The following is a 23,500-nucleotide window of genomic DNA, read 5'->3' on the forward strand; positions in this document are numbered from 1 at the left end:
ATATTACCACAGCGTGCTTGTGGTTGTTACACACTCGTGCTCATTCAGTGAACGCATTGGCACATTTCGATACATTTCGGCGTCGCAGCAGGCTCGGCGCTCTCTACAGTATAGAGAGTAACCAACGCATCGGCGCCAAGGCATGAAGAGGCGCTCAAGGCCTCTTTTCTATCAGTATGTTAACGCAGCGATTTGCTCATTAACCACACAGTCAGCAGGGCATTGATAATCATTTTCAATATCATTTAATTAACTATAATGATCCGACTGCTTACGCGGTGCTCGCCCTTTGCGCCGCCCATACACCACTGGAGATGATGATTATGAGTTATTCACTGCCATCCCTGCCGTACGCTTACGACGCACTGGAACCGCATTTCGACAAGCAGACGATGGAAATCCATCACACCAAACACCATCAGACCTACGTCAACAACGCCAACACCGTGCTGGAAGCCTACCCTGAGCTGGCCAAATACAGCGTTGAAGAGCTGATCCAGGATCTGGATAAAGTGCCTGCCGACAAACGCACCTTCATGCGCAACAACGCCGGCGGCCACGCCAACCACAGCTTCTTCTGGAAAAACCTGAAAACCGGCACCACGCTGGGCGGCGATCTGAAAGCGGCCATCGAGCGCGATTTCGGCAGCGTTGAGAAATTCCAGGAAGAGTTCGAGAAAGCCGCAGCCACCCGCTTCGGTTCCGGTTGGGCCTGGCTGGTGCTGAAAGACGGCAAACTGGCCGTAGTGTCTACCGCTAACCAGGACAGCCCGCTGATGGGCGAAGCCGTCGCCGGCGCTTCCGGTTTCCCAATCATCGGCCTGGACGTGTGGGAACACGCTTACTACCTGAAATACCAGAACAAACGCCCTGACTACATCAAGGCGTTCTGGAACGTGGTCAACTGGGACGAAGCCGCCGCACGCTTCGCCGCGAAGAAGTAATTCGCCCCCGTTGATGAAGATGCCCGCCACCGGCGGGTATTTTTTTGCCTGAAATCCGCTAAAGTTTGACCACTTCTTGCCGATGGTTTGTTCAATTGACGTTCGCCCGGAGAAGGAAAAACGCTATGGCGGCATTGCAAGCATTGGCAGGAAAGTTCACCCATCTCACCGTAGGTAAAAAGCTCGGCTTCGGTTTCGCGCTGTTGCTGCTGTTGGCGGTCGTCATCGCCGGCACCGGGGCGCAATACCTGCACATCATCGAATCCCGCGCCGATCGCATCGACTTCAGCAACCGGCTGAACGAGGAGATCAACCAGGCCAAATACAACCGCGCCATGTACGGCCAGACCTACCAGCCGGAGTATCTGCAGAACAACCGCGCCAATATCGATAACGCCGTCAAACTGATAGACCAGGGCCAGACGTTGGACTGGGACGCCCAAAGCCGCAAGGATCTGCAGCGTCTGGTGACGCTGATTGGGGAATATCAGCAACAGCAAAAAATCTTTGAGCAGGCGGTCTCGGCGAAAGACGCGGTGCGCCAGAGCTGGAACATGTCGGAAGTGCAGGCCAGCCTGAGCCAAGTGGAGCGCCAGCTCACCAACGGCGATCTGCAGTTGGCCTTCATCCAGCTGAACCAGAAGCTGACCCAGGTGCGCTACGGCGCGCGCGGTCTGCTGCTGAGCCTGAACAAGGAAACCGAAGCGCCGCTGATGGCGGCCATCGACGACGCGCGCGACGCGGCCAACGCCTTGAGCCGCCGGGTCAGCGACGCGCAGCGCCCGCAGCTGCAACCGCTGCTGGCTGCCCTGGACGATTACAAAAACCGTATCGCGGCCTACCTGCCGGCCTATGAGCACGAGCAGCAGATCAGCCGACAGCTCGGTGAACGCGCGCATGAGATCGGCACGCTGGTGAACGCCTTTATGCAGGACGAATTGGCGCAGACGCGCAGCAACATCAACCTGGCGCAGCTGCAGATGGGCATCACCACCCTGATCGCGATTATCGCCGGAGTGCTTATCGCCTGGCGCATCACGCTGCAGATCACCCGTCCGCTGCAAAGTACGCTGGCGATGGCGGAACGCATCGCCAGCGGCGATCTGCGCCAGGCGCAGACCAGCACCCGCCGCGATGAGTTGGGGCAGTTGCTGAACGCGGTGGCGGCGATGAGCCAAAATCTGCGCACCATGATTGAGAAGATCCAGATGGGGGTCAGCCAGGTCTCCACCGCCTCGGCGGAAATCGCCGCCGGCAACACCGATCTCTCTTCCCGCACCGAGCAGCAGGCGGCGGCGGTCGAGGAAACCGCCGCCAGCATGGAACAGCTGACCGCCACGGTGAAACAGAACGCCGACAACGCCCATCATGCCAATCAGCTGGCCACCGACGCCTCGCAGACCGCGCAACAGGGCGGCAAGCTGGTGGAGAACGTGGTCAGCACCATGCGCGATATTTCCAGCAGTTCGCAGCGTATCGCAGAAATTACCACCCTGATCAACGGTATTGCCTTCCAGACCAACATCCTGGCGCTCAACGCCGCGGTGGAAGCGGCGCGCGCCGGCGAACAGGGACGCGGCTTCTCGGTGGTCGCCAGCGAAGTGCGCAGCCTGGCGAGCCGCAGCGCCCAGGCGGCGAAGGAGATCGAAGGGCTGATCGCCGAATCGGTCAGCCGGGTGAAAACCGGCACCGAACTGGTGGAAAGCACCGGCAATACCATGGAGCAGATCGTCCGCTCGGTTACCCACGTGCGCGACATCATGGCCGAGATCGCCGCCGCCTCCGATGAACAGACGCGCGGCATCGCCCAGATTGGCCAGGCGATCGTCGAAATGGACCATACCACTCAGCAGAACGCCGCGCTGGTGGAAGAGTCCGCCGCCGCCGCCGATTCACTGGAAGAGCAGGCCGACATGCTGTTGCAGAGCGTTTCGGTGTTCCGTTTGGCGGAGCAGACCGAACCCGCCGCCGTGAAAGCCGCTGCGCAGAAAGCGCCAGCCGTAAAACCCGCGGCCGCCAACGCCGCAGCGGAAGAGAACTGGACCACCTTCTGACGCCCTCAGGCGAGGAATATCCGTTCCTCGCCCTATCTTTGTGGCAACAGGTGGGTCGCGACTCCCCAATTCAACAAGTTAAAACCAGAGGCGGTCGCATCAAGCATTGCGTAGCCGCAATTGCGATGACCGTATCTGCGGAGGTCCTCCTGCGGGTCGGCCCCTTTAAGCCACCAAATCAGTGCCTGCAGAGCATGGCCGTGCGTAACAACACCAAGCGTTTGATTTTGTCCATCGACAGCCAGATCGGACAGACAAGCCATCAGGCGCCAGGCAACCTCATAAGCATTCTCCCCTCCCGGAGCCGACGCCTCTGCCTTACCGGCAAAGAGGCACTGCGTCGCTTCTGGATAATCGCGCATGGCCTGCGCATAAGATAATCCTTCCAGTCGGCCAAAATCTTGCTCCTGCAAACGCTCATCCATTTGCACAGTGCAGCCACATCTCTCAGCCAACGTCTCCGCTGTCGTAAAAGCCCGACCAGCCGGTGAACTGATCAACAAAGTGACCGATAACATTTGCAAGCGAGCGCCAAGCCCAGCGATTTGACGTCGCCCCTCTTCTGTCAGCGGACTGTCACTTCGCCCCTGAATAATCCCCGAGCGGTTCCATTCTGACTCCGCATGCCTCAATACAATGAAACGCATGGTTTTTTCTCGACGATAAAAGCCTAAATATAGACAGGAAAAACACATCCTTCCGTACAGGTAAATGCCGGGTAGTGTACGAGAACAACTCAGGCTATGCTGAGCCCTCGACGCGAGACACGGAGGCGCACATGCATCACCCAGACGTTTACATCGGCAGCATCCAACCCTATGAAGGCGGGCGCCCCAGCGCCATCGCCAAACGCCAGGTGGATGGCGCCATCCGGCTCACGCCGCTCGGCCTGGAAGGCGACGAACAGGCCGAAAAAAGCTACCACGGCGGGCCGGACCGCGCGCTGTGCCACTACCCGCGCGAGCATTATGCCCACTGGCGCGAGCAGTTTCCGGCGCAGGCCGAGCAATTTTGCGCCCCGGCCTTCGGCGAGAATATCTCCACCGAAGGGCTGACCGAACACAATGTGTTTATGGGCGACATCTTCCGCTGGGGCGAGGCGCTGATCCAGGTCACCCAGCCGCGCTCGCCGTGTTTCAAGCTCAATTATCACTTCGCCATCGAGGACATTTCGGTGCTGATGCAGCAAAGCGGCCGCTGCGGCTGGCTGTATCGGGTGGTGTCGCCGGGCGCGGTCAGCGGCGATCGTCCGCTGGCGCTGGCGGCGCGCAACAGCGATGTGTCGGTGGCCGAAGCCATCGCCATCGCCTGGCACATGCCGTTCGATGCGGAACAGTATCGCCGCCTGTTGGCGGTGGCCGGCCTCTCCGCCAGCTGGAGCAAGACCATGCTCACTCGGCTCGCCGAAGGGCGCCTTGAGGATTTCAACCGCCGCCTGCTCGGCCATTGAAAGCGCGGGCGGAAAAATGAAAAACGTGCGCCGAATGCCGCGTTAACCCTTTTCTTCCGCCTATACTGTAGCCGCACGTTTTTTCAGCCAGGAGCCAGGTATATGACCACCCCGACCCATTCGATTCATCACGCCGCCGCCGAGGGCTATCAGGCCAATGCCGATCGCTATGTGAAAGGCCGGCCGGATTACCCGCCGGAAATCGCCGCCTGGCTGCGTGACGTCATCGGCCTGCACGCCGGCATGACGGTCATCGATCTCGGCGCCGGCACCGGCAAGTTCACCCCGCGCCTGCTGGAAACCGGCGCGCAGGTGATCGCCGTCGAACCGGTGCCGCAAATGCTGGAAAAACTGTCGGCGGCGCTGCCGCAGGTGAAAACGCTGGCGGGCACCGCCGACGCGATCCCGCTACCGGACGAGTCGATGGATGCCGTGGTGTGCGCCCAGTCCTTCCACTGGTTCGCCACGCCGCAGGCGCTGGCGGAAATCCAGCGCATTCTCAAGCCCGGCGGCAAACTCGGCCTGGTGTGGAACATGCGCGATGCGCGCGTCGGTTGGGTGCGTAAACTGAATCAGATCGTCGATAGCCACGAAGGCGATGCGCCGCGTTTCTATACCGGCGAATGGCGCAAACTCTTCCCGTTCAAAGGCTTTGAACCGCTGCAGGAGCAGGTGTTTATGCTCGGCCACCGCGGCGCGGTGGAGGACGTGATCTACAACCGCGTGCGTTCAACCAGCTTTATCGCCGCGCTGCCGCAGCCGCAACAGGAGCAGGTTATCGATCGGTTGCGCCAACTGGTGGCGGAAGAAGAGGAACTGCGGGGCAAGGACACGGTCACCGTGCCCTATCAGACCAAGGCGTATTTCACCACCAAGGTCTGACGCCCGGGGATTCAGAACGCTTTCTTGGCGTAGCCGGTGACCGCTTTCAGGCCCATCTCGCGGCCCAGCGCGGTCATCGGGTGCACGACGATCAGCCCGCGCGCGCTTTTCTTCAGCGCGCCCATATCGGCCTGCTCTTTCTTGGTGATCTCGCGGCTGAACGGCAGCTGGCTCAGCTTCTGCGCTTCGGCGCTCAGCTTCTCGCCGCGCACGTTTTTCAGGCGCTCGATCTCCGTCGCCAGTTTCTCTTTCTCTTTGGTGTGCTGCGCGATCAACTCAGGGTTGCCCTGTTGGATCACGGTGGCGTCTTTGTGGTTCAAGGCGTCCAGCAGGTCGCTCAGGCGCTTGATCTCTGCCTTTTCTTTCTCTTTCATGGTCTCTGGCCCGTTGTGCCCAAAATGGCACGCTAATCAATGATACCGGCATTGTAGCAAAAGGCGCGCGCCGTTACCCGCCCTGCGCAATGCCGGGCGGCAGGCCGCTCATCTCGCAGGCCCTGGCGCCGAGCCGAGCCAGCGCCTGGGTGTAGCGCGCGTTGAACGGGTAGCAGCAGGAGAGCCGCAGCGCGTTGCGGTAGCGCCCGCTCGGGGAATACAGGGTGCCCGGCGTCAAACAGATCTGCTCCTCCAGCAGCTGATGGAACAGCGCCACGCTGTCCACGCCGGGAGGGAATTCGACCCAGAACACGAAGCCGCCCGCCGGCTGCGTGGCCAGCGTGCCGCGCGGGAAATGCCGGGCGATCAGCGCCCTCGCCTCGTCGACCTGCGCCGCATAGCGCTTGCGCAGGTTGCGCAAATGGTGATCGTAGCCGCCGCTCTCCAGGAAGGTCGCCAGCGTTTCCGACAGCAGCTGCGACTCGGACATCGACGACACCGCCTTCAGCTTGCGCAACGCCTCGTGAAAACGGCCGCCGCAGATCCAGCCGACGCGAAAATCCGGCGCCAGCGTTTTGGTAAAGCTGGAGCAAAACAGCACCCAGCCGTCGCGATCGAACGCCTTCACCGCCGGCGACAGCGCGCCGCCGAACTGGATCTCGGCATACAACCCATCTTCAATCAACGGCACCTGATGATCGTTCATCAGCCGCGCCAGCCGCTTTTTCGCCGCCAGCGGCATGGTGCAACCCAGCGGGTTTTGCACCGTCGGCATGGCGATCACCGCATTCAGCCGCTTCTCGTTCAGCAGCAGCTCCAGCGCGTCCAGCGACAGCCCCAGCTGGGGATCGGTAGGGATTTCCAGCGCTTTCAGCCCCAGGCTGGCCAGCAGCGGCAGCAGATAAAAGTAGGTCGGTGACTCCAGCCCGACACAGTCGCCCGGTTTGGTGGTGACGCGCAGCGCCAGCTGCAGCGCCTCCATGCAGCCATGGGTCAACACCACGTCGCCCGGCTCCAACAGCATGCCGAGCGTCATTGAGCGGCGGGCGATCTGCTGACGCAGCCGCAGGCTGCCGGGCGGCAACGGATATTGTCCGATCAGACCCGGCTGGCGGCGCAGTTGGGAAGACAGCATGCGCCCCAGTTTGCCGCCGGGATAGAAATCGCTGGTCTGCGGGCAGGCCAGCGCAATGTTGGTGAAGGCCGGGTTCTGCTGGGCGGCGAACACCGTATCGATCAACGCCAGCACGTCGTCCGCCGGCGGCTCGATGCGGCCGCTGGGCGCCGAGGCCATCTTCAGCGCCGGCAGCGTGCTGCGGACATAAAACCCCGACTGCGGCCGCGCTTCGATCAGCCCGCGATCCTCCAGCGTGCGGTAAGCCGACACCACGGTATTGATGCTGACCCGATGGGTTTGCGCACAGCGCCGCACCGAAGGCAAGCGGTCGCCGGGCTGCAGCGTGCCGCGGCGAATGGCTTCGGCCAGCGTATCCGCCAGCTGCAGGTAACGGGTATCCGGGGTTTCATCGAGCAAGGTCACAGTTTCTCTCCAGGCAATGGGTACAGTTTACATTTCATACAACTGTAACCATGACAATATCCGATTTGTGATTCTGTCACCATCCCATCGCAGCGATTATGCTGATCCTCTCGTTATTACCGTCATTTTCACGTTCAAGGAACCTGCCATGCTGGACTCCGCCTTTGTCAGCTACGTCACCGTCATGTCGATCACTCCCGGCCCCAACAACCTGCTGCTGGCCTCGTCGGGCGTTAACTTCGGCCTGCGCCGCACCCTGCCGATGCTGTTCGGCATCTGCGTCGGTTGTGCGGTACAGCTGGCGATCATTATCCCGCTGCTGGCGCTGGCGCTGAGCTGGGCCGGCGTCATCCGCCTGCCGCTGGCGGTGATCGGCTGCGCCTATCTGCTGTGGCTGTCATGGAAGCTGTTTCAGGCGGCCTCGCCGGACGCCAAAGAACAGGCGCAGCCGATGAGCCTGCTCAGCGGCGCGCTGTTTCAGGCAATCAACCCCAAGGCCTGGCTGATGGTGATCAACGTGGCGATCCTGTTCACCCCGCGCGAAGGCGCCACTTTCGTCCATACGCTGTCTATCATCGCCGGTTTCGCGCTGCTGAACTTGCCGTGCGTGCTGCTGTGGGCGGTGTTGGGCGACCGGTTGCGCAACGCGCTGCGGGTCACCTGGAAACTGCGCGCCTTCAACGGCGTGATGTCCGGGCTGATGGCCGCCACCGCGCTGTGGTTGCTGTTCGACGAATGGCGCGCGGCCTTCGCTTAGCCGCGGCCGAGAGGAGAAAGTCGGGAAGGTTGTTTGGCGCCGATGCCGGCGATCAGGTCGGTAATGGACAGCACCATGGTGGAGCGCACCATCTGCTGATAGCGCTGGCGCTGCATGGCGATCAGCGCTTCATCCGCCTCGCCCGGCTGCAGGAAGGTCGGCACCGGCGGCAGCGCGGCCACGCAGTGCAGCTCGCCGAACGGCCCGAGGATTTCGTCGTCGACGAAGCGGTATTCCGAACCGTCGTGGTTCAGCTCTTCGCGCATCGCCATCAGCAGTTCGGCGTCTTCATATTCGTGGCGGGAGATCACCCCCAGCCCGTACATCAGCTTCAGGCGTACCGACAGCTCCCCCAGCGGGCCGCTGCCGGACAATAGCGGTTCGACGGCGTATTTCACCGCATAGTCGTCCTTGCGGAATACCTGCACCACCAGCACGTTGAGCGCTTCCGCCAGCAGCTCTACCGCCGCGATCAGGAAGCTGCGCACCGTTTTGCCCGCGTTCAGCTTTTCCAGAACCTGGTTTTCAAATGCCTGTGCTTCTTCCATCGTCGCTTTTCGAAAGGCGTGGGGAGGGCCGTCGATGCCGAACTCGGGTTCCAGGAGCGCAGCAAGCTGCGCTCGGGTGTTCATCATCACGATTCTACTTGTGCATGGCGTTATACACAGCAACGGCCTCTTCTACAACCTCGCTTTCCGCCGGCAGGCCGGAAATTTGCGCCAGCGCGGCTTTCGGCCCGAGCGTGTTCAGCAGTTCCGCCAGTTCCTGCGCCTGCGGATCCTGTTCGCTGCGGTAGCTCATGGCGGCGGCGATGCCCTGGATCAGGTTGGCATGCGGCAGGCCGTATTCCAGCGTGCCCAGCAGCGGTTTGATCAGGCGATCGCCGGCGCTCAGTTTGCGCAGCGGCTGGCGCCCTACGCGCTCGACGTCGTCGTGCAGATACGGATTTTCAAAGCGGCCGAGGATTTTGTTGATGTAGGCGGCGTGCTTGTCGGCGTCGAAGCCGTAGCGCTTGATCAGCACCGCGCCGCTCTCTTCCATCGCCCCTTTCACCACGCGGCGGATCGCCGGGTCGAGAATGGCGTCGCGAATGGTTTGCAGCCCGGCCTGTTGGCCGAGGTAGGCGGTGATGGCGTGGCCGGTGTTGAGGGTGAACAGCTTGCGCTCGACGAACGCCATCAGGTTGTCGGTCAGTTCCATGCCGGCGATCGCCGGAGGCTGGCCTTTAAACTGCGTCTGATCGACGATCCATTCGCTGAAGGTTTCCACCGTCACTTCCAGCGGATCGCTACTGTCCGCCGGCGGCACGATGCGGTCGACCGCCGAATCGACGAAGCCGACGTGCTGTTCAACCCATGCCTGCTCGTCCTGCGGCAGCGCGGCGAACACGTGCTGCTTCAGCTGGCTGGTGCCGCGCACCATGTTCTCGCAGGCGATGATGTTCAGCGGCTGCACATTGCCCTGCTGATGGCGCAGCACCAGCCCTTTGGCGATCGTGCCGGCGATTTTGGCGAGAATTTGCGGACCCACGGCGGTGGTCACCAGATCCGCCTCGGCGATCAGCGCCGCCGCGGCCTCGCTGCCGCTGTTGACGGCGCTGACGTTGTTGACGCGCTCCACGCGCTCTTGCTCGCCCACCACGTGCACCGAGTAGCTTTTTCGGCTGGTCAGCAGATCCAGCACCGTTTGATTGACGTCGGCGAAGGTCACCTCAACCCCCGCGTCCGCCAGCAGCTTGCCGATAAAACCACGGCCGATATTCCCTGCGCCAAAATGTAATGCTTTCATAACTCTACCTTCTTAATGTCGAAGGGTGCAGCAAGCTGCACCCTTTAAAATGATTCCGTTATCCGGCTTTTTTGCCGCCGAGCAGGTCCAGCACTTCCTGAACGCTGGTGGTATTCGCCAGCCGCTCGATCACGCTCTCGTCATCCAGCGCGTTGGTCAGGCTGGTGATCACCTGAATATGCTCGTTGTTGCGCGCGGCGATGCCGATCACCAGACGGGCCACTTCATCCTCTTCATCGCCGAAGCGCACGCCCTGTGGGTACTGACAGAACACCACGCCGGTGCGCAGCACCCGGTCTTTGGCCTCGATGGTGCCGTGCGGCACGGCGATCGATTCGCCCAGGTAAGTGGAGGTGAGCTTTTCGCGCTCCAGCATCGCCGGCACGTATTCCGCCTCGACGTAGCCGCCCTTCACCAGCTGCTCGCCGGCGAAGCGGATCGCCTGCTCTTTGTCGCTGGCCTGCAGGTTGAGGAACACGTTGCTCTCGCTCAGCTTGAACAGGTTCGGTTCCCCGGCTTCAAAGCTGTCGTCCAGCGCGCCCAGCACCTTCTGCTGGTTGTCGGTGGTTTTGTTGACCGCCACCAAACGCTCGACCAGATCGCTGTACAGCTTGCTGTCGAGGAAGTTGGTCAGCGAGATGTGCTGGGCCTGCGGCGCGTGGCGCATCGCGCGCTCGGTCAGATCGCGGTGGGTGATCACCAGATCCACGTCGTCCGGCAGGCTGTTGATGGCGCTGTTGGTCACCGAGATGTTCTTCAGCCCGGCGTCGGCCACTTTCTTGCGCAGCACCCCGGCGCCCATGGCGCTGGAACCCATGCCCGCATCGCAGGCGACGATGATTTTGCGCACGGTGCTCAGATCGCCGTCGACCGATGCCGCCGCGCCGCCTTTGGACTGCGATTTCATCTCTTGCATGCGACGGGTCGCAGCTTCCAGATCGTCATCCTCTTTCACCTTGGAGGTTTTCAGCAGGAAAGCGGATACCACGAAGGAGACGGCGAAGGCTGCGCATACCGCCGCAATGTTGGCGAAGTAAGCGCCTTTCGGCGTCATCGCCAGCACCGCCAAAATCGAACCCGGGGAAGCCGGAGAAACCAGGCCGCCGTTCAGCATCGTCAGGGTAAAGACGCCGGTCATGCCGCCCAGGATCACCGCCAGCAGCAAGCGTGGGTTCATCAGCACGTAGGGGAAGTAGATTTCGTGGATGCCGCCCAGGAAGTGAATGATCGCCGCACCGCCGGCGGATTGCTTGGCGCTGCCGCGGCCAAAGAACATGTAGGCCATCAGCACGCCCATGCCCGGACCTGGGTTGGCTTCTATCAGGAAGAACACCGATTTGCCGGCTTCCGTGGCCTGCTGAATACCCAGCGGCGAGAAGATGCCGTGGTTGATGGCGTTGTTCAGGAACAGGATTTTCGCCGGTTCAACGAAAATGGACGCCAATGGCAGCAGGTTGTTCGTCACCATCACGTGCACGCCCGCCGCCAGCAGCTTGGAAAGCACCTCCACCAGCGGCCCGATGCCCAGGAAGGCCAGGATCGCCAGCAGCATGCCGATGATGCCGGCGGAGAAGTTGTTCACCAGCATTTCAAAGCCGCTTTTGATCTTGCCGTCCACCCAGCGATCGAAACGCTTGATGGCCCAACCGCCCAGCGGGCCGGCGATCATCGCGCCGAGGAACATCGGCATGTCGGCGCCGACGATGACGCCCATGGTGGTGATGGCGCCGACCACGCCGCCGCGATCGCCGCCCACCAGCCGCCCGCCGGTGTAGCCGATCAGCAGCGGCAGCAGGTAGGTGATCATCGGGCCTACCAGCTTAGCCAAGGTCTCATTCGGCAGCCAGCCGGTTGGAATGAATAGCGCGGTGATAATCCCCCAGGCGATAAAGGCGCCGATGTTGGGCATCACCATGTTGCTCAGGAAGCGGCCAAAGTTTTGCACTTTAACCTTGATGTCTGGTGAAAACATAAAACACACCCCTATTGTTACGCGCTGACAATAGAGCGCGTGATTATTGTTGTGACGATCCAGCCGTGTTGCCGCTGTATGCGAAACGGACTCTATCACGCTGTTTTTGTCACGCGAACTTCACGGATTTTTTGTGATACAAATCACACACAACACCCCAATAAACCACCCTTTATAGTGACTAAGATCACATTTATGGCGTGTAAAAAAAGCACAGTGAGAAAAAAGTCGCCACAAAACCCCCAATAAAGTGACTATGATCACATTTTTAAATTGGCGTTTTGTTTTTGAATTGTGACATTAGTCACAATTTATTTTTAGCTGCAGCGCCGATCGCAACGCTCTGTTTGATCTTCCCTGTGAGCACTCATCCCGCCGGGAACTAGCGAATTGATGAATGAAAGAAAACTACATTGCCTAATGAATGGATTAATTGAAGTGTAGTACAGAAGCCTGCGCAATAAGCCAGCAAGCGATTGGAAACGCTGAGGGGAAATAAAACAGGCCGGCAATGCCGGCCTGTTTCGCGCCTGGACGCGTTATTATTGCGTCACGCTTTGAATGGTTTTCTGCGCATTCATCAGGTTCTGCTGCTTAGCCACCAGATTCGACATCATGGTGTTGTATTGCGCCACCTGCTGCGCAGTGCGGAACTGCACGCCGTTGTTGTTGAAGCTGACCTGATTGCCCTGGCTCTGCAGGAAGTCGCCGACCTGCACCAGATCCTGCACAAAGCTGGCGGTAGTCGGGATCGCCGGCATCAAGGCGTTGGCCGGGGCGGTGACTATCTTGTCATAGGCCTGGTTGTACACCGCCTTCAGATCGTCAGGCTGCTTCAGCGCCGCGTGGGCAGTATCCGCCTGCGATTTGGCCGACTGGATCTGCTGGCCCAACAGGTTCAACGCCCCGACCGATTGCTGCAGCGCGTCGCGTTTGTTCAGGTAGTCCTGCGCGGTGCGGATCTGGTTAATCTGATCCAGCGCCGGGGTCAGGCTGGCGCCGACCGATTTAGACAACTGCTGCGAAAAGCCGACCAATATCGCGTAATCGCCGGCATAGTTGCCGAACTTCTGCTTCTGATCTTCGCTCAGCGTGGGGATATTCGCCCCGCTGCGCATCACGGTATTCTGTAAGTAATCGATAAATGCTTTGCGCTGTTCCGGCTCTTTATCGCCGCAGGCGGTCAATTGCATGACCACCAACAATGCCAATACCGGTGCCAACCAACGCGCGAAACCTCTGCTCTGGATCCCTACCGCCATGTGACATAACTCCTGTTATAAACCTGCTTTTTCATTGGACTCCGCCCCTTTTTCCGCACTCCGTGCGCCTATAAGAATAGATCAACTGGCGGCGTTCCGATACGCGATTCCGCTTGCGGTGAACATTGTCTCGGCCGGGCGGTTGAAAACGGCGTACTGCCTGATGCTGGCCGCTATCGTCAAAGCGGCGTCGGCGTGATGAACGGCAATGTTGTGATCCATATGGCTCCACCGGCGGAACGCGTACCGTTGCTAATCCGTCAATTGCTCATCTGGCTGCAACAAACCGACCTGCCACCGCTGATCGGCAGCTGTGTATTTCACTATGAATTCGAATTTATCCATCCCTTTGCCGATGGAAACGGCCGTATGGGACGGTTGTGGCAAACGCTGATTTTGTCACGCTGGGATCCGTTGTTCGCCAACGTGCCGGTTGAGAGCCTGGTACATGATAACCAGCCCGGATATTACCAGGCGCTGAATGCCAGCAACCAAAAGACCGATTGCTCACCCTTCGTTGAATTCATGCTGGAAATGATTCTAAAAGCGCTTGAGCTGAGCATTACCCCCCAAGTCACCCCCCAAGTCACCCCCCAAGTCGCTGACTTGCTAGCGGCGCTGCAAGGGGAGATGTCGCGAGAAACGCTTCAGAATGTTCTACAGTTGCAAGATCGAAAATCTTTCCGCGAGCGCTATCTACAGCCGGCCTTGAATGCGGGTTGGATTGAAATGACGCTACCGGATAAACCCAAGAGCCGTTTACAACGCTATCGCTTGACTGCTGCCGGTATCAGACTGTTACGCCAACCATAAAAAAGGCGCCCGCAGGCGCCTTTTCACAGCAAAGAACCGCTTACTGCAGCACGGAGATATCCGCCACCTGCAGGAACAGCTCACGCAGTTTGCTCAGCAGCGTCAGACGGTTAACGCGCACTTCCGCATCGTCCGCCATCACCATCACGTTGTCGAAGAACGCATCCACCGGCTCACGCAGCGCGGCCAGTTCCACCAGCGCTTCCTGGTAGTTGCCCGCCGCGAAATACGGCTGCAGCTTGTCGCGCAGCACCACCAGGTGAGTCGCCAGCTGGATCTCCGCCGCATCCTTCAGCACCGAGGCGCGCACGCTGTCGTTCAGCGTTTCGGTAGACTTGGCCAGAATGTTGGAGACGCGTTTGTTGGCCGCAGCCAATGCCGCCGCCTCGTCCAGCGTACGGAAATGGGATACCGCCTTGACGCGCGCGTCGAAGTCGGCCGGTTTGGTCGGACGGCGCGCCAGCACCGCCTGAATGGTATCGACCGCGTGGCCTTCTTCCTGATACCAGGCGCGGAAACGACCCAGCATGAATTCCACCACGTCGTCGACCACCTTGGCATTGGTCAACTTGCTGCCGTACAGGCGCACGGCCTCTTCGGTCAGAGTCTGCAGATCCAGCGGCAGGTTTTTCTCGACGATGATGCGCAACACGCCCAGCGCGGCGCGGCGCAGCGCGAACGGATCTTTATCGCCCTTCGGATGCTGCCCGATGCCGAAGATGCCGGCCAGGGTGTCCATCTTGTCGGCGATCGCCAGCGAGCAGGCCACCAGCGACTGCGGCAGCGCATCACCGGCGTAGCGCGGCTGATACTGCTCGTTCAGCGCAACGGCGACGTCTTCCGCCTCACCGTCGTGGCGCGCATAATGCATGCCCATCACGCCCTGGGTGTCGGTGAATTCGAACACCATGTTGGTCATCAGGTCACACTTCGACAACAGGCCAGCACGGGTGGCGTGGTTGACGTCAGCGCCAATCTGGCCGGCAACCCAGCCCGCCAGCGCCTGGATGCGATCGGTTTTGTCGCGCAGGGTGCCCAGCTGCTGTTGGAACAGCACGGTTTCCAGGCGCGGCAGGTTGTCTTCCAGACGTTTTTTGCGGTCGGTGTTGAAGAAGAACTCGGCGTCGGCCAAACGCGGACGCACCACCTTCTCGTTGCCGGAGATGATCTGCTGCGGGTCTTTCGACTCGATGTTGGCCACGAAGATAAAGTTAGGCAGCAGTTTGCCTGCGGCGTCGTACACCGGGAAATACTTCTGGTCGCCCTTCATGGTGTACACCAGCGCTTCCGCCGGCACCGCCAGGAATTTCTCTTCGAATTTGGCGGTCAGCACCACCGGCCATTCCACCAGCGAGGCCACTTCTTCCAGCAGGCTGTCGCTCAGATCGGCCTTGCCGCCGATCTTCTGCGCCGCCAGTTCGGCGTCGCGTTTGATAAGGGCTTTGCGCGCTTCGTAGTCAGCGACCACTTTGCCGCGCTCCAGCAGGATCTGCGGGTATTGGTCTGCATTGTCGAGGGTGAACTCGGCTTCGCCCATGAAGCGGTGGCCGCGCACGGTGCGCGCGGATTCGATGCCCAGCACGGTGCCCGGGATCAGATCGGCGCCCAGCAGCATCGTGACGGTGTGCACCGGACGCACGAACTGCACGTCGGAATCGCCCCAGCGCATCAGTTTCGGGATCGGCAGCTTGCCGAGCGCGGTGCTGACCATGCCGGCCAGCAGTTGTTGCGCCGACTGGCCTTTGACATGGGCGCGGTACATCAACCACTCGCCCTTGTCGGTCACCAGGCGCTCCGCCTGATCGACGGTGATGCCGCAGCCGCGCGCCCAGCCTTCGGCCGCTTTGCTCGGTTTGCCTTCGGCGTCGAACGCCTGAGCGATCGCCGGGCCGCGTTTTTCAATTTCGCGATCGGCCTGCGCCGCGCTCAGGTTGGCCACTTTCAGCGCCAGACGGCGCGGTGCGGCGAACCAGCTCACGTCACCGTGTTCCAGGCCGGCGTTGTCCAGCTCGGCGGTGAAGTTGGCGGCGAAAGATTCCGCCAGGGAACGAAGAGCCTTCGGCGGCAGCTCTTCCGTGCCGATTTCCACCAGGAAAGTCTGTTGAGTCATGGCTGCCTCTTAGTTCTCGTTCTTCTTGTTGCACATCGGGAAGCCCAGCGCTTCGCGGGAAGCGTAGTAGGCTTCGGCAACGGCTTTGGTCAGCGTGCGGATGCGCAGAATGTAGCGTTGACGCTCGGTCACCGAAATCGCCTTGCGCGCGTCCAGCAGGTTGAAGGTATGGCCCGCCTTCAGGATGCGTTCGTAGGCCGGCAGCGGCAGCGGTTTTTCCAGCGCCAGCAGCGATTGGGCTTCTTTCTCGTACTGCTCGAAGCAGGAGAACAGGAAGTCGACGTCGGCGTATTCGAAGTTGTAGGTGGACTGCTCCACTTCGTTCTGATGGAACACGTCGCCGTAGGTGGTGACGCCCAGCGGGCCGTTGCTCCACACCAGATCGTACACGCTGTCCACGCCCTGGATATACATCGCCAGACGCTCCAGGCCATAGGTGATCTCGCCGGTCACCGGCTTGCACTCCAGGCCGCCGACCTGCTGGAAGTAGGTGAACTGCGTCACTTCCATGCCGTTCAGCCACACTTCCCAACCCAGGCCCCAGGCGCCGAGCGTCGGGTTTTCCCAGTTGTCTTCCACGAAGCGGATGTCGTGGATAGTCGGATCCAGACCCAGCTCTTTCAGCGAGCCCAGGTAGAGTTCCTGAATGTTGTCCGGCGATGGCTTAATCACCACCTGGAACTGATAGTAGTGCTGCAGACGGTTCGGGTTTTCGCCGTAGCGGCCGTCGGTCGGGCGACGGGATGGCTGCACATAAGCGGCGGCCATCGGCTCCGGCCCCAGTGCGCGCAGGCACGTCATCGGGTGTGAGGTTCCCGCGCCGACTTCCATGTCCAATGGTTGAACGATGGTGCAGCCCTGGCGCGCCCAATAATCCTGCAGTGTCAGGATCAGGCCCTGGAAGGTCTTGGTATCAAACTTTTGCATGTTGAATTCGCACGCGATACAAGTGGATTTATATGGAATGCGCCAGTATACCCTTTGACCGTAAGATATACAGCCAGAATCCGGCAACAAGTGCGAATCGGGGCAAGAAGCGCTGGATTTTCACCCGTCGGCCAAGAAAACCGTCGGCAGCATCGGCGCCGCAGAAGGCGAGGTACCGCACCGCTTTCGCAGGCTCGGGTATCGGCTGGCTTTAGAGAAACGCCGATTCATCCCCCGCATGCTTCCACTACCGGCAGCTTGAGGCTTCTTCGACAAACAACAGGCGTGTTGAACAATATTCAAATAAGTGAATGGAATGAAAAAAAACATAACTCAGTGTTATATATTTACTTTATTCTTACCGACGCGGCATCGACTGAAATTTACTTGCCATAGTGACTCTGGTAGTATAACAAGAACAAATAACAGCCGCAGCTAAAAAGCCATTTAAGTCGCTTAGGAAAAAGATTGAAAATGATAGAGCTCTTTGACGTAGACTATAATTTGCTGCCAGATAACAGATCGAAAGAACTATTCTCTTTAAGAAAAAAAACGTTTAAAGACCGTTTAGACTGGCTCGTTAATTGCGAAAATAACATGGAGTTTGACGAATACGACAACCGTCACGCCACCTATATTTTCGGCACCTACCAAGATCACGTCATTTGCAGCTTGCGATTTATCGAAACGAAATACCCAAACATGATCAGCGATGGCGTATTCGACAATTACTTTAACGATATAAAACTCCCCGAAGGGAATTACGTTGAAGCCAGCAGATTATTTATAGACAAGGCGCGCATTCAAGCACTTCAACTCCATCAAGCGCCAATTAGCACCATGCTTTTCCTGTCGATGATAAACTATGCAAGAAGCTGCGGCTACGAAGGCATATACGCCATTATCAGTCACCCGATGCGCATTATTTTCCAACGCTCCGGCTGGCATATCTCGGTGGTAAAAACCGGATGCTCCGAAAAGAATAAAAATATTTATCTGATCTATCTGCCGATAGACGATGTCAACCGGAACAGATTGCTGGCGCGCATCAACCAACACGCCACAAAGTGGGATAACCCGTTGGATTCCTGGCCATTATCCTTCCGAGTCAGCGAGAAGCGGCCGGATGAGCTGCAGCTCCACACCTAACCTGATGGCATGTTTGGCATTGGTGACGCCAAGCTTTTTGACGGCGTTGCCGATGTGATATTTTACGGTGGTGAGTTTTATTCCCAGGATAAGGGCAATTTCTTGATAGGATTTACCTAAGCTCGCCCAGTAGATGATCTCATTTTCACGCTTGGAGAAAAACTCCCGCTGGTTCATTTTTTCAAAGTCAGCAGGCGTGCTCATTTCCTGGTAGAGCGCCGTCATTTTTCCGTGCATGGTAATCAGCAGCATTTGAATTTCGGCCTTATTATTGTCAATCTGCTGTTCAACATCCGCATCACAATGCTTATCCAACATAATGGATAACACCACCAGATTATGATGATGATCGTGCAAGACGAAAGTATACCCATTAATAATATTGTAGTTCTTGGCCATATCAAAAATCTTTGGCAATTTTAATCCTGCGCCAATTTCCAAATCTTTATCCCAGGTAAACGGGGTGATTCTATGCGATGCGGTAATCAAAACGGGATCAATAAACTGATAGTTATTTTTGATATAAAACTCGAACCACTCCGTTCTATTGGAAATGATTGAAAAGCTAGTCGGATTTCTTTTATTCATTATAGCATAGGCATATTTTATATTATTGTATTTGCTCAGCCCGCGTTCCAACTCTTCTTTTATAGAGGCATTAATGGTTTCATTATTGAAAAAAAAGTTAGACACTCACCAATCCTCTTCAAGAAATAACATCACTATAAAACTGAGAAGAGTATAACCCGGTTGCGCCGCCAAGTAAATTAAACCGACAGGCATAATAGGAAGCGTTAATAATCAACAGGCGTTTTAAAGAGTCAATTAAAATAATTTCGGAGGGGAAATTAATTTAATCGAGAAATAAGCGCGTCGCTGAAGAAGGGGCGGCAGAGGGCATTATCCGGCAAAGAAACACAAAGAAAACAAAATCATAACAACTCGGCATCATGACATGCATCTGACAAAAGCGTTCTGTCGCGTTGAAGATGAGAGGGGCCAGACAGGCAGGCGAAAACGCCCCGCATCCGATGATGAAGGGAAAAAGCCATTGACAGTGAAGATTTGGATATACAATAATAACCAAAATTTTCCCTGGTGTTGGCCAAGTGGCTACCTGATCCTTTATAGGATCAGTTTTTTTTTGTAGCGCTGTATTTTATCGTTATGCAATAACGATAAGAACTTTCAGCGATAAATGATAGTTGTACTAAAGTACAGTCTCATCCGCCCACATCGCCTCGCCATCTCGCCGTCACAGGCTCTATCCTCTCCCAAGAGTTCTCAGAAGCGCGCGCTGACGCCGACGTTATACATAAACTGCTCGCCGCTGCTCAGGCCGCCGGTTTGCGAGACGGTGGCGAAGGCCGACACTCTATCCGTCAACGGCATGTTGGCCCCCAGCGTGACATCCACCCAGTTTTTGTCCTGACCCGCACTGTCGCGAGTAAATGAGGTTTGCGTCGATTTCAGGCCGCCGCCGGCGCGGTAGACGTCATCGCCGAACTGATGCTGATAACTCACTTCCGCATAGGGGTTAAACACGCCGAATTGCGTATCCAACCGCCAGCCCAACGCGCCGATCTGCGAATGATAGGTTTGATCGTTGAAGCGCATGGCGGTGCTGTCATCACCGTCTTCGCTGTAGCCGGACACATGGCTGTAATCCCAGGCGAACTGCGCCACCGGCCCGGTGGTGAGGTAAGCAGCGATAGGGAAGTCATAGCCGGCGGTCACGCGCGCGCCCCACTGCTTGCCGGAGGTCGAACCGGTTTCGGTGCGCGTCAGCGGCCCCAACCGCATGCTGCGGCGGATGTCGTCATAATCCATCGTCGCATAGTGCAGATCGGCATTGACCCATCCCTGCTCGAATATGGCCAGCGAACTGAAGGCCGACAGCAGCACCCCACGCGCCTTGTAGTCATAGCGGCTGGAAGGATGCTGATCGTCGTTGGAACCGGCGATCAACGCACCGATCAACCAGCTGTCGGTCAGTTGATAGTCCACGCCGACGGTCAGGTTGTGGGTGGTGGCGTTGCCATCCCCCGCCGCCCGGTTATCGGCATAGTCATAGTGCTGGCCTGCGTAGCCGCCGAACACGCCCAGCGAGCCCTGCGGATTGTCGCCGTTGCGCAGCTGCTGGAAACGGCTATCGAGCGTGGCGCGGCTGTCACGCGCCATCGCTGCCGTCGCCTGATTCAGCGCCACCACCTGCGCCGGGCCATCCAACACCGCCTGGATATAATCCGCAATCAGCAGGTGCGCCTGCGGGCTGGGGTGGAAATGGTCGGAGAACAGATAGGACTGGCCGGCGTCGAAGCCGGGCATGTCGGAACGGCAAACCGCCGAGGAAACGCCCGCCGGACAAGCCATGCCGGCCGTGTTGGCGAAGCCGAACTGCGCCGGATTGGCGATCGCTTCTGCGAACAGCTTGTTCACGTCCACCCGCACGATATTGCCGCCCCCCTGCGCCAGCAAACGGTCTTCGCTTTGATTATAGAAATCGGTCAGCTGAGCGGCCTGCGCGCTCAGGCTGTCATACGCCGCCACAAGCTGGGCGGCGATCGCCTGCTGCACCTGAGGGATCGCGCTGCCCTGCTTCGCCGCGGCGGCCAACGCCGCGTGGATCGCCTGCGTGCGCGAAGCGTTGTCCGGGGTAGCCACCGAATTGAGCGTGGCATAGGCCGCCTGAATCGCCGCCCCCTGTACCGGCGGCAGCGCCTGCTGAATGATTAGCTCCATCAGCTGCGGCGTGGAGCCGATGTTCGGCACCGTCGGCACGATCACCGTGCCGGCGCCGGCGTTCAGCAGCGAATGCACCTGCGCGGCGGCGGCCGCGGCGCTGTTATAGGCCACGCCGGGCGCGGTAGCGGCGTTCAACGCCGCCGCCGCCAAATCGTTACCGCCAATCCAGTGAATATACAAACCGTCGCCATCGGCCTGGCCGTTAACCCGATTCAGGTAGCGCTGCACCTGATCCTGGGTGTTGTCGACCGGGTTCAGGCCCGGCACCGCCACGGCGCCGCCGGCGGCGTAGTTTTCACCGCCGTTGTCCGAGGCCACCAGCGCCGCACCGATGCGTTGCGCCAACGCTTCGTCGTACAGCAGGTGCTGACTGCCGTCATAGGTGAACCGGCCGTTGTTGCCGGTATCACTCAGGCTGTCGCCAAAGACGTAGAGTTGGTCATACGCCTGAACCGGAAGGGTCACACTGCAAAGTAACGCCACTGCAAGCGCCGCCGGGCGGGGCATGCATGTTATTTTTAGAGGCATGAATCGACTCCTGAGAGCCTGCAAATGAAGGCAATGTCGTTTTTATCGTTGGCCGGTTTTCCACCGGCCATGTAGTAACTATTGTCGGCTTTTTCGTCACGTCAAGCGGGGCTGCTGACAAAACAATCAGAGGCTTGCCAAGTTCACCGCTTCGAGCGATGATTACTGTTCATAAATACAGCATAAGGACATTCAGGATGGCAGAAGAACGTTGCGGTTGGGTGACGGCCGATCCGTTGTATCTCGAGTATCACGACAAGGAATGGGGCACGCCCACCACCGACGCGCGCGAGCTGTTTGAAATGCTGTGTCTGGAGGGACAACAGGCCGGTCTTTCCTGGATCACCGTGCTGAAAAAGCGCGAGAACTACCGCCGCGCCTTCCATGATTTCGATCCGCAGCGGGTCGCCGCCATGACCGAACAAGACGTGGAAAGGCTGCTGCAAGACAGCGGCATCATCCGTCACCGCGGCAAGATAGAAGCCATCATCACTAACGCCAAAGCCTATCTGGCGATGGAGGCGGCCGGCGAGAATTTCGTCACCTTCATATGGGACTTCGTCGGCGGCCGGCCACAGCTCAACCGCTGGCAGGCGCTGAACCAGGTTCCGGCCAAAACTGAGCAGTCCGACGCCATGTCCAAGGCGTTGAAAAAGCGCGGCTTCAAGTTTATCGGCTCCACCATCTGTTACGCCTTCATGCAGGCCAGCGGGCTGGTGAACGATCATCTCACGGGGTGCATGTGCTACCCAAGGCCACGGTGATCCGCCCCTGTGGCCCGGCGGATATCGATCGGCTGATGGCGCTGTGGCTGCCCAGCACCATCGCCGCCCATCCGTTCGTGGCGGAAAAATACTGGCGTGAAAGCGCCGCACTGGTGCGGGAAAATTACCTGCCGCGCGCGCAGAGCTGGGCCTGCTGGCATGAAAACGAGATCGTCGGCTTTATCAGCGTGCTGGACGAACAGTTCATCGGCGCGCTGTTTGTCGATCGGGCGTATCACGGCCGCGGCGTAGCCCGGGCGCTGATGACGCACGTGCAGCAGCGCTACCGCCGGCTCAGCCTGGAGGTTTATCAGCAAAACCTGCGCGCCTGCGCGTTTTACCACAAGCACGGTTTTCAGGTGACGCAGCGCCTGTTTAACGACGAAACCCAGGCCTATACGCTGATCATGAACTGGCCGGCAATCGAGAATTCAACCGGTTACGGTTAAAAAAGGCGCATTCGCGCCCTGGCGGCGCGCAATTAGGAATCCGCTGCATGGCGCCGCCCGGCGTTTTGTCGCATAACTCCCCCAGCACTTACCCGCGCTCATCATTTGTCACGTTTTTCTCCGGAACTGCCGGCGAGCCAACGCGTCATAGTAGCGCGGTGATGCGGGCCCCACCTGCGTCGCCTACTTTTTTGCGCCCCCGTGTTGGGCCGGCGCGTACAGATATTGATGCCATTAAGGACAAGAACATGAAAAAACGCATTGCAATTATTGCCGGCGCAGTGAGCGTCGCGCTCACGCTGTCGGCCTGTACCACCAACCCTTACACCGGCGAATCCGAAGTCGGCAAGTCCGGCATCGGCGCGGGCCTCGGGGCCGCACTGGGCGCCGGCGTCGGCGTACTGTCCTCTTCCAAGAAAGATCGCGGCAAGGGCGCGCTGATCGGCGCGGCGGCCGGTGCGGCGCTCGGCGGCGGCGCTGGCTATTACATGGACGTGCAGGAAGCCAAACTGCGCGACAAGATGAAAGGCACCGGCGTCAGCGTCACCCGTCAGGGCGACAACATCGTGCTGAACATGCCGAACAACGTGACCTTCGACAGCAGCAGCGCCACGCTGAAACCGGCGGGCGCCAATACCCTGACCGGCGTCGCCATGGTGCTGAAAGAGTATCCGAAAACCGCAGTCAACGTCATCGGCTACACCGACAGCACCGGTTCCCGTTCGCTCAACATGAACCTGTCGCAGCAGCGCGCCGATGGCGTAGCCAGCGCGCTGATCACCCAGGGCGTGGCGGCGAACCGTATCCGCACCGCCGGTGCCGGCCCGGACAACCCGATCGCGTCCAACAGCACCGCGGAAGGCAAGGCGCAAAACCGCCGCGTCGAGATCACCCTCAGCCCGCTGCAATAATCCCGCGCGGGGCGCCACCGGCGCCCCGCCGCTTCCCTGCGATTTTCTCCTTATCCTTCAACATTCCCGCCCGCACGCCGG

At 59.1% G+C, this 23,500-nt stretch carries 21 protein-coding genes; 10 read left to right on the forward strand and 11 right to left on the reverse strand.

Going from position 1 to position 23,500, the window contains the following annotated elements; all coding sequences use genetic code 11:
* Positions 1-323: 323 nt before the first annotated feature.
* Complete coding sequence (sodA, locus tag ACJ8J1_RS22380) at positions 324-944, forward strand: superoxide dismutase [Mn] (protein WP_004934003.1); 621 nt, start codon at positions 324-326, stop codon at positions 942-944.
* A 125-nt stretch (positions 945-1,069) separates the two neighbouring features.
* On the forward strand, positions 1,070-2,998 hold the full coding sequence (locus ACJ8J1_RS22385) for a methyl-accepting chemotaxis protein (RefSeq protein WP_033645116.1): 1,929 nt from the start codon (positions 1,070-1,072) through the stop codon (positions 2,996-2,998).
* A 32-nt stretch (positions 2,999-3,030) separates the two neighbouring features.
* On the opposite strand, the gene ACJ8J1_RS22390 is transcribed toward ACJ8J1_RS22385, so the two are convergent.
* The gene (locus ACJ8J1_RS22390) at positions 3,031-3,645 is read right to left on the reverse strand and encodes a histidine phosphatase family protein (RefSeq protein ID WP_031299772.1); all 615 of its coding nucleotides are present in this window, start codon (positions 3,643-3,645) and stop codon (positions 3,031-3,033) included.
* 131 nt (positions 3,646-3,776) lie between these two features.
* On the opposite strand from ACJ8J1_RS22390, the gene yiiM reads away from it, so the two are divergent.
* Both yiiM and ACJ8J1_RS22400 read left to right on the forward strand, forming a co-directional pair.
* On the forward strand, positions 3,777-4,448 hold the full coding sequence (gene yiiM, locus ACJ8J1_RS22395; protein ID WP_033645117.1) for a 6-hydroxyaminopurine reductase: 672 nt from the start codon (positions 3,777-3,779) through the stop codon (positions 4,446-4,448).
* Positions 4,449-4,550: 102 nt separating this feature from the next.
* The gene (locus ACJ8J1_RS22400) at positions 4,551-5,330 is read left to right on the forward strand and encodes a class I SAM-dependent methyltransferase (RefSeq protein WP_033645118.1); all 780 of its coding nucleotides are present in this window, start codon (positions 4,551-4,553) and stop codon (positions 5,328-5,330) included.
* Positions 5,331-5,341: 11 nt separating this feature from the next.
* Here ACJ8J1_RS22400 and ACJ8J1_RS22405 read toward each other — a convergent pair whose 3' ends face one another.
* Together ACJ8J1_RS22405 and ACJ8J1_RS22410 are read right to left on the reverse strand one after the other, a co-directional pair.
* Positions 5,342-5,704, reverse strand: coding sequence for a YibL family ribosome-associated protein (locus ACJ8J1_RS22405; RefSeq protein WP_021504152.1), 363 nt, complete (start codon positions 5,702-5,704; stop codon positions 5,342-5,344).
* Between the two features lie 73 nt (positions 5,705-5,777).
* Entirely contained in the window at positions 5,778-7,244 is a 1,467-nt protein-coding gene (locus tag ACJ8J1_RS22410) for an aminotransferase-like domain-containing protein (RefSeq protein WP_033645119.1), read from the reverse strand.
* Between the two features lie 148 nt (positions 7,245-7,392).
* Between ACJ8J1_RS22410 and ACJ8J1_RS22415 the strand changes: the two genes are divergently transcribed.
* Positions 7,393-8,001 (forward strand): LysE family translocator, encoded by a 609-nt coding sequence (locus ACJ8J1_RS22415; protein ID WP_060660109.1) that lies wholly within the window; start codon positions 7,393-7,395, stop codon positions 7,999-8,001.
* Here ACJ8J1_RS22415 and ACJ8J1_RS22420 read toward each other — a convergent pair.
* From ACJ8J1_RS22420 to ACJ8J1_RS22435, 4 genes are all read right to left on the reverse strand, one after another.
* Positions 7,998-8,549: an MltR family transcriptional regulator gene (locus ACJ8J1_RS22420; protein WP_016929575.1), complete on the reverse strand. Its 552-nt coding sequence runs from the start codon at positions 8,547-8,549 to the stop codon at positions 7,998-8,000. The genes ACJ8J1_RS22415 and ACJ8J1_RS22420 overlap by 4 nt on opposite strands.
* Positions 8,550-8,643: 94 nt before the next feature.
* Positions 8,644-9,789 carry a mannitol-1-phosphate 5-dehydrogenase gene (locus tag ACJ8J1_RS22425; protein ID WP_033645121.1) on the reverse strand — a complete coding sequence of 382 codons (1,146 nt, stop codon included), beginning with the start codon at positions 9,787-9,789 and terminating at the stop codon, positions 8,644-8,646.
* Positions 9,790-9,847: 58 nt separating this feature from the next.
* Positions 9,848-11,761 (reverse strand): PTS mannitol transporter subunit IICBA, encoded by a 1,914-nt coding sequence (locus tag ACJ8J1_RS22430; protein WP_033645122.1) that lies wholly within the window; start codon positions 11,759-11,761, stop codon positions 9,848-9,850.
* Between the two features lie 542 nt (positions 11,762-12,303).
* Positions 12,304-13,023: a DUF3053 domain-containing protein gene (locus ACJ8J1_RS22435; protein ID WP_025304780.1), complete on the reverse strand. Its 720-nt coding sequence runs from the start codon at positions 13,021-13,023 to the stop codon at positions 12,304-12,306.
* Positions 13,024-13,179: 156 nt separating this feature from the next.
* Between ACJ8J1_RS22435 and ACJ8J1_RS22440 the strand changes: the two genes are divergently transcribed.
* Entirely contained in the window at positions 13,180-13,836 is a 657-nt protein-coding gene (locus tag ACJ8J1_RS22440; protein WP_228287433.1) for a Fic family protein, read from the forward strand.
* A gap of 40 nt (positions 13,837-13,876) precedes the next feature.
* Here ACJ8J1_RS22440 and glyS read toward each other — a convergent pair whose 3' ends face one another.
* Both glyS and glyQ read right to left on the reverse strand, forming a co-directional pair.
* Positions 13,877-15,946: a glycine--tRNA ligase subunit beta gene (glyS, locus tag ACJ8J1_RS22445; protein ID WP_033645123.1), complete on the reverse strand. Its 2,070-nt coding sequence runs from the start codon at positions 15,944-15,946 to the stop codon at positions 13,877-13,879.
* Positions 15,947-15,955: 9 nt separating this feature from the next.
* Positions 15,956-16,873: a glycine--tRNA ligase subunit alpha gene (gene glyQ, locus ACJ8J1_RS22450; protein ID WP_004933966.1), complete on the reverse strand. Its 918-nt coding sequence runs from the start codon at positions 16,871-16,873 to the stop codon at positions 15,956-15,958.
* A 474-nt stretch (positions 16,874-17,347) separates the two neighbouring features.
* Here glyQ and ACJ8J1_RS22455 point away from each other — a divergent pair, with 474 nt between their 5' ends.
* Positions 17,348-18,022: an acyl-homoserine-lactone synthase gene (locus tag ACJ8J1_RS22455; protein ID WP_033645124.1), complete on the forward strand. Its 675-nt coding sequence runs from the start codon at positions 17,348-17,350 to the stop codon at positions 18,020-18,022.
* On the opposite strand, the gene ACJ8J1_RS22460 is transcribed toward ACJ8J1_RS22455, so the two are convergent.
* A complete protein-coding gene (locus ACJ8J1_RS22460) occupies positions 17,969-18,715 on the reverse strand; it encodes a helix-turn-helix transcriptional regulator (RefSeq protein WP_033645125.1) in 747 nt (248 codons plus the stop codon). The genes ACJ8J1_RS22455 and ACJ8J1_RS22460 overlap by 54 nt on opposite strands.
* A 591-nt stretch (positions 18,716-19,306) precedes the next feature.
* Positions 19,307-21,295 (reverse strand): autotransporter domain-containing esterase, encoded by a 1,989-nt coding sequence (locus ACJ8J1_RS22465; protein WP_033645126.1) that lies wholly within the window; start codon positions 21,293-21,295, stop codon positions 19,307-19,309.
* A gap of 197 nt (positions 21,296-21,492) precedes the next feature.
* Here ACJ8J1_RS22465 and ACJ8J1_RS22470 point away from each other — a divergent pair, with 197 nt between their 5' ends.
* From ACJ8J1_RS22470 to ACJ8J1_RS22480, 3 genes are all read left to right on the forward strand, one after another.
* Positions 21,493-22,059, forward strand: coding sequence for a DNA-3-methyladenine glycosylase I (locus ACJ8J1_RS22470; protein ID WP_033645127.1), 567 nt, complete (start codon positions 21,493-21,495; stop codon positions 22,057-22,059).
* On the forward strand, positions 22,056-22,508 hold the full coding sequence (locus tag ACJ8J1_RS22475; RefSeq protein WP_033645128.1) for an N-acetyltransferase: 453 nt from the start codon (positions 22,056-22,058) through the stop codon (positions 22,506-22,508). The genes ACJ8J1_RS22470 and ACJ8J1_RS22475 overlap by 4 nt, the downstream gene beginning before the upstream one ends.
* A 248-nt stretch (positions 22,509-22,756) precedes the next feature.
* Positions 22,757-23,419, forward strand: a complete 663-nt coding sequence (locus tag ACJ8J1_RS22480; protein WP_033645129.1) for an OmpA family lipoprotein — start codon at positions 22,757-22,759, stop codon at positions 23,417-23,419.
* Positions 23,420-23,500: the final 81 nt, after the last annotated feature.

The organism is Serratia sp. CY37869 (genome assembly GCF_052168895.1).
Lineage (GTDB): Bacteria > Pseudomonadota > Gammaproteobacteria > Enterobacterales > Enterobacteriaceae > Serratia > Serratia ureilytica.

Excerpts from the sequence above, each read along its gene's own strand:
- sodA (WP_004934003.1), top strand. The coding sequence starts at position 324 with ATGAGTTATTCACTGCCATCCCTGCCGTACGCTTACGACGCACTGGAA.
- ACJ8J1_RS22385 (WP_033645116.1), top strand. The coding sequence starts at position 1,070 with ATGGCGGCATTGCAAGCATTGGCAGGAAAGTTCACCCATCTCACCGTA.
- ACJ8J1_RS22390 (WP_031299772.1), bottom strand. The coding sequence starts at position 3,645 with ATGCGTTTCATTGTATTGAGGCATGCGGAGTCAGAATGGAACCGCTCG.
- yiiM (WP_033645117.1), top strand. The coding sequence starts at position 3,777 with ATGCATCACCCAGACGTTTACATCGGCAGCATCCAACCCTATGAAGGC.
- ACJ8J1_RS22400 (WP_033645118.1), top strand. The coding sequence starts at position 4,551 with ATGACCACCCCGACCCATTCGATTCATCACGCCGCCGCCGAGGGCTAT.
- ACJ8J1_RS22405 (WP_021504152.1), bottom strand. The coding sequence starts at position 5,704 with ATGAAAGAGAAAGAAAAGGCAGAGATCAAGCGCCTGAGCGACCTGCTG.
- ACJ8J1_RS22415 (WP_060660109.1), top strand. The coding sequence starts at position 7,393 with ATGCTGGACTCCGCCTTTGTCAGCTACGTCACCGTCATGTCGATCACT.
- ACJ8J1_RS22420 (WP_016929575.1), bottom strand. The coding sequence starts at position 8,549 with ATGGAAGAAGCACAGGCATTTGAAAACCAGGTTCTGGAAAAGCTGAAC.
- ACJ8J1_RS22425 (WP_033645121.1), bottom strand. The coding sequence starts at position 9,789 with ATGAAAGCATTACATTTTGGCGCAGGGAATATCGGCCGTGGTTTTATC.
- ACJ8J1_RS22430 (WP_033645122.1), bottom strand. The coding sequence starts at position 11,761 with ATGTTTTCACCAGACATCAAGGTTAAAGTGCAAAACTTTGGCCGCTTC.
- ACJ8J1_RS22435 (WP_025304780.1), bottom strand. The coding sequence starts at position 13,023 with ATGGCGGTAGGGATCCAGAGCAGAGGTTTCGCGCGTTGGTTGGCACCG.
- glyS (WP_033645123.1), bottom strand. The coding sequence starts at position 15,946 with ATGACTCAACAGACTTTCCTGGTGGAAATCGGCACGGAAGAGCTGCCG.
- glyQ (WP_004933966.1), bottom strand. The coding sequence starts at position 16,873 with ATGCAAAAGTTTGATACCAAGACCTTCCAGGGCCTGATCCTGACACTG.
- ACJ8J1_RS22455 (WP_033645124.1), top strand. The coding sequence starts at position 17,348 with ATGATAGAGCTCTTTGACGTAGACTATAATTTGCTGCCAGATAACAGA.
- ACJ8J1_RS22465 (WP_033645126.1), bottom strand. The coding sequence starts at position 21,295 with ATGCCTCTAAAAATAACATGCATGCCCCGCCCGGCGGCGCTTGCAGTG.
- ACJ8J1_RS22470 (WP_033645127.1), top strand. The coding sequence starts at position 21,493 with ATGGCAGAAGAACGTTGCGGTTGGGTGACGGCCGATCCGTTGTATCTC.
- ACJ8J1_RS22480 (WP_033645129.1), top strand. The coding sequence starts at position 22,757 with ATGAAAAAACGCATTGCAATTATTGCCGGCGCAGTGAGCGTCGCGCTC.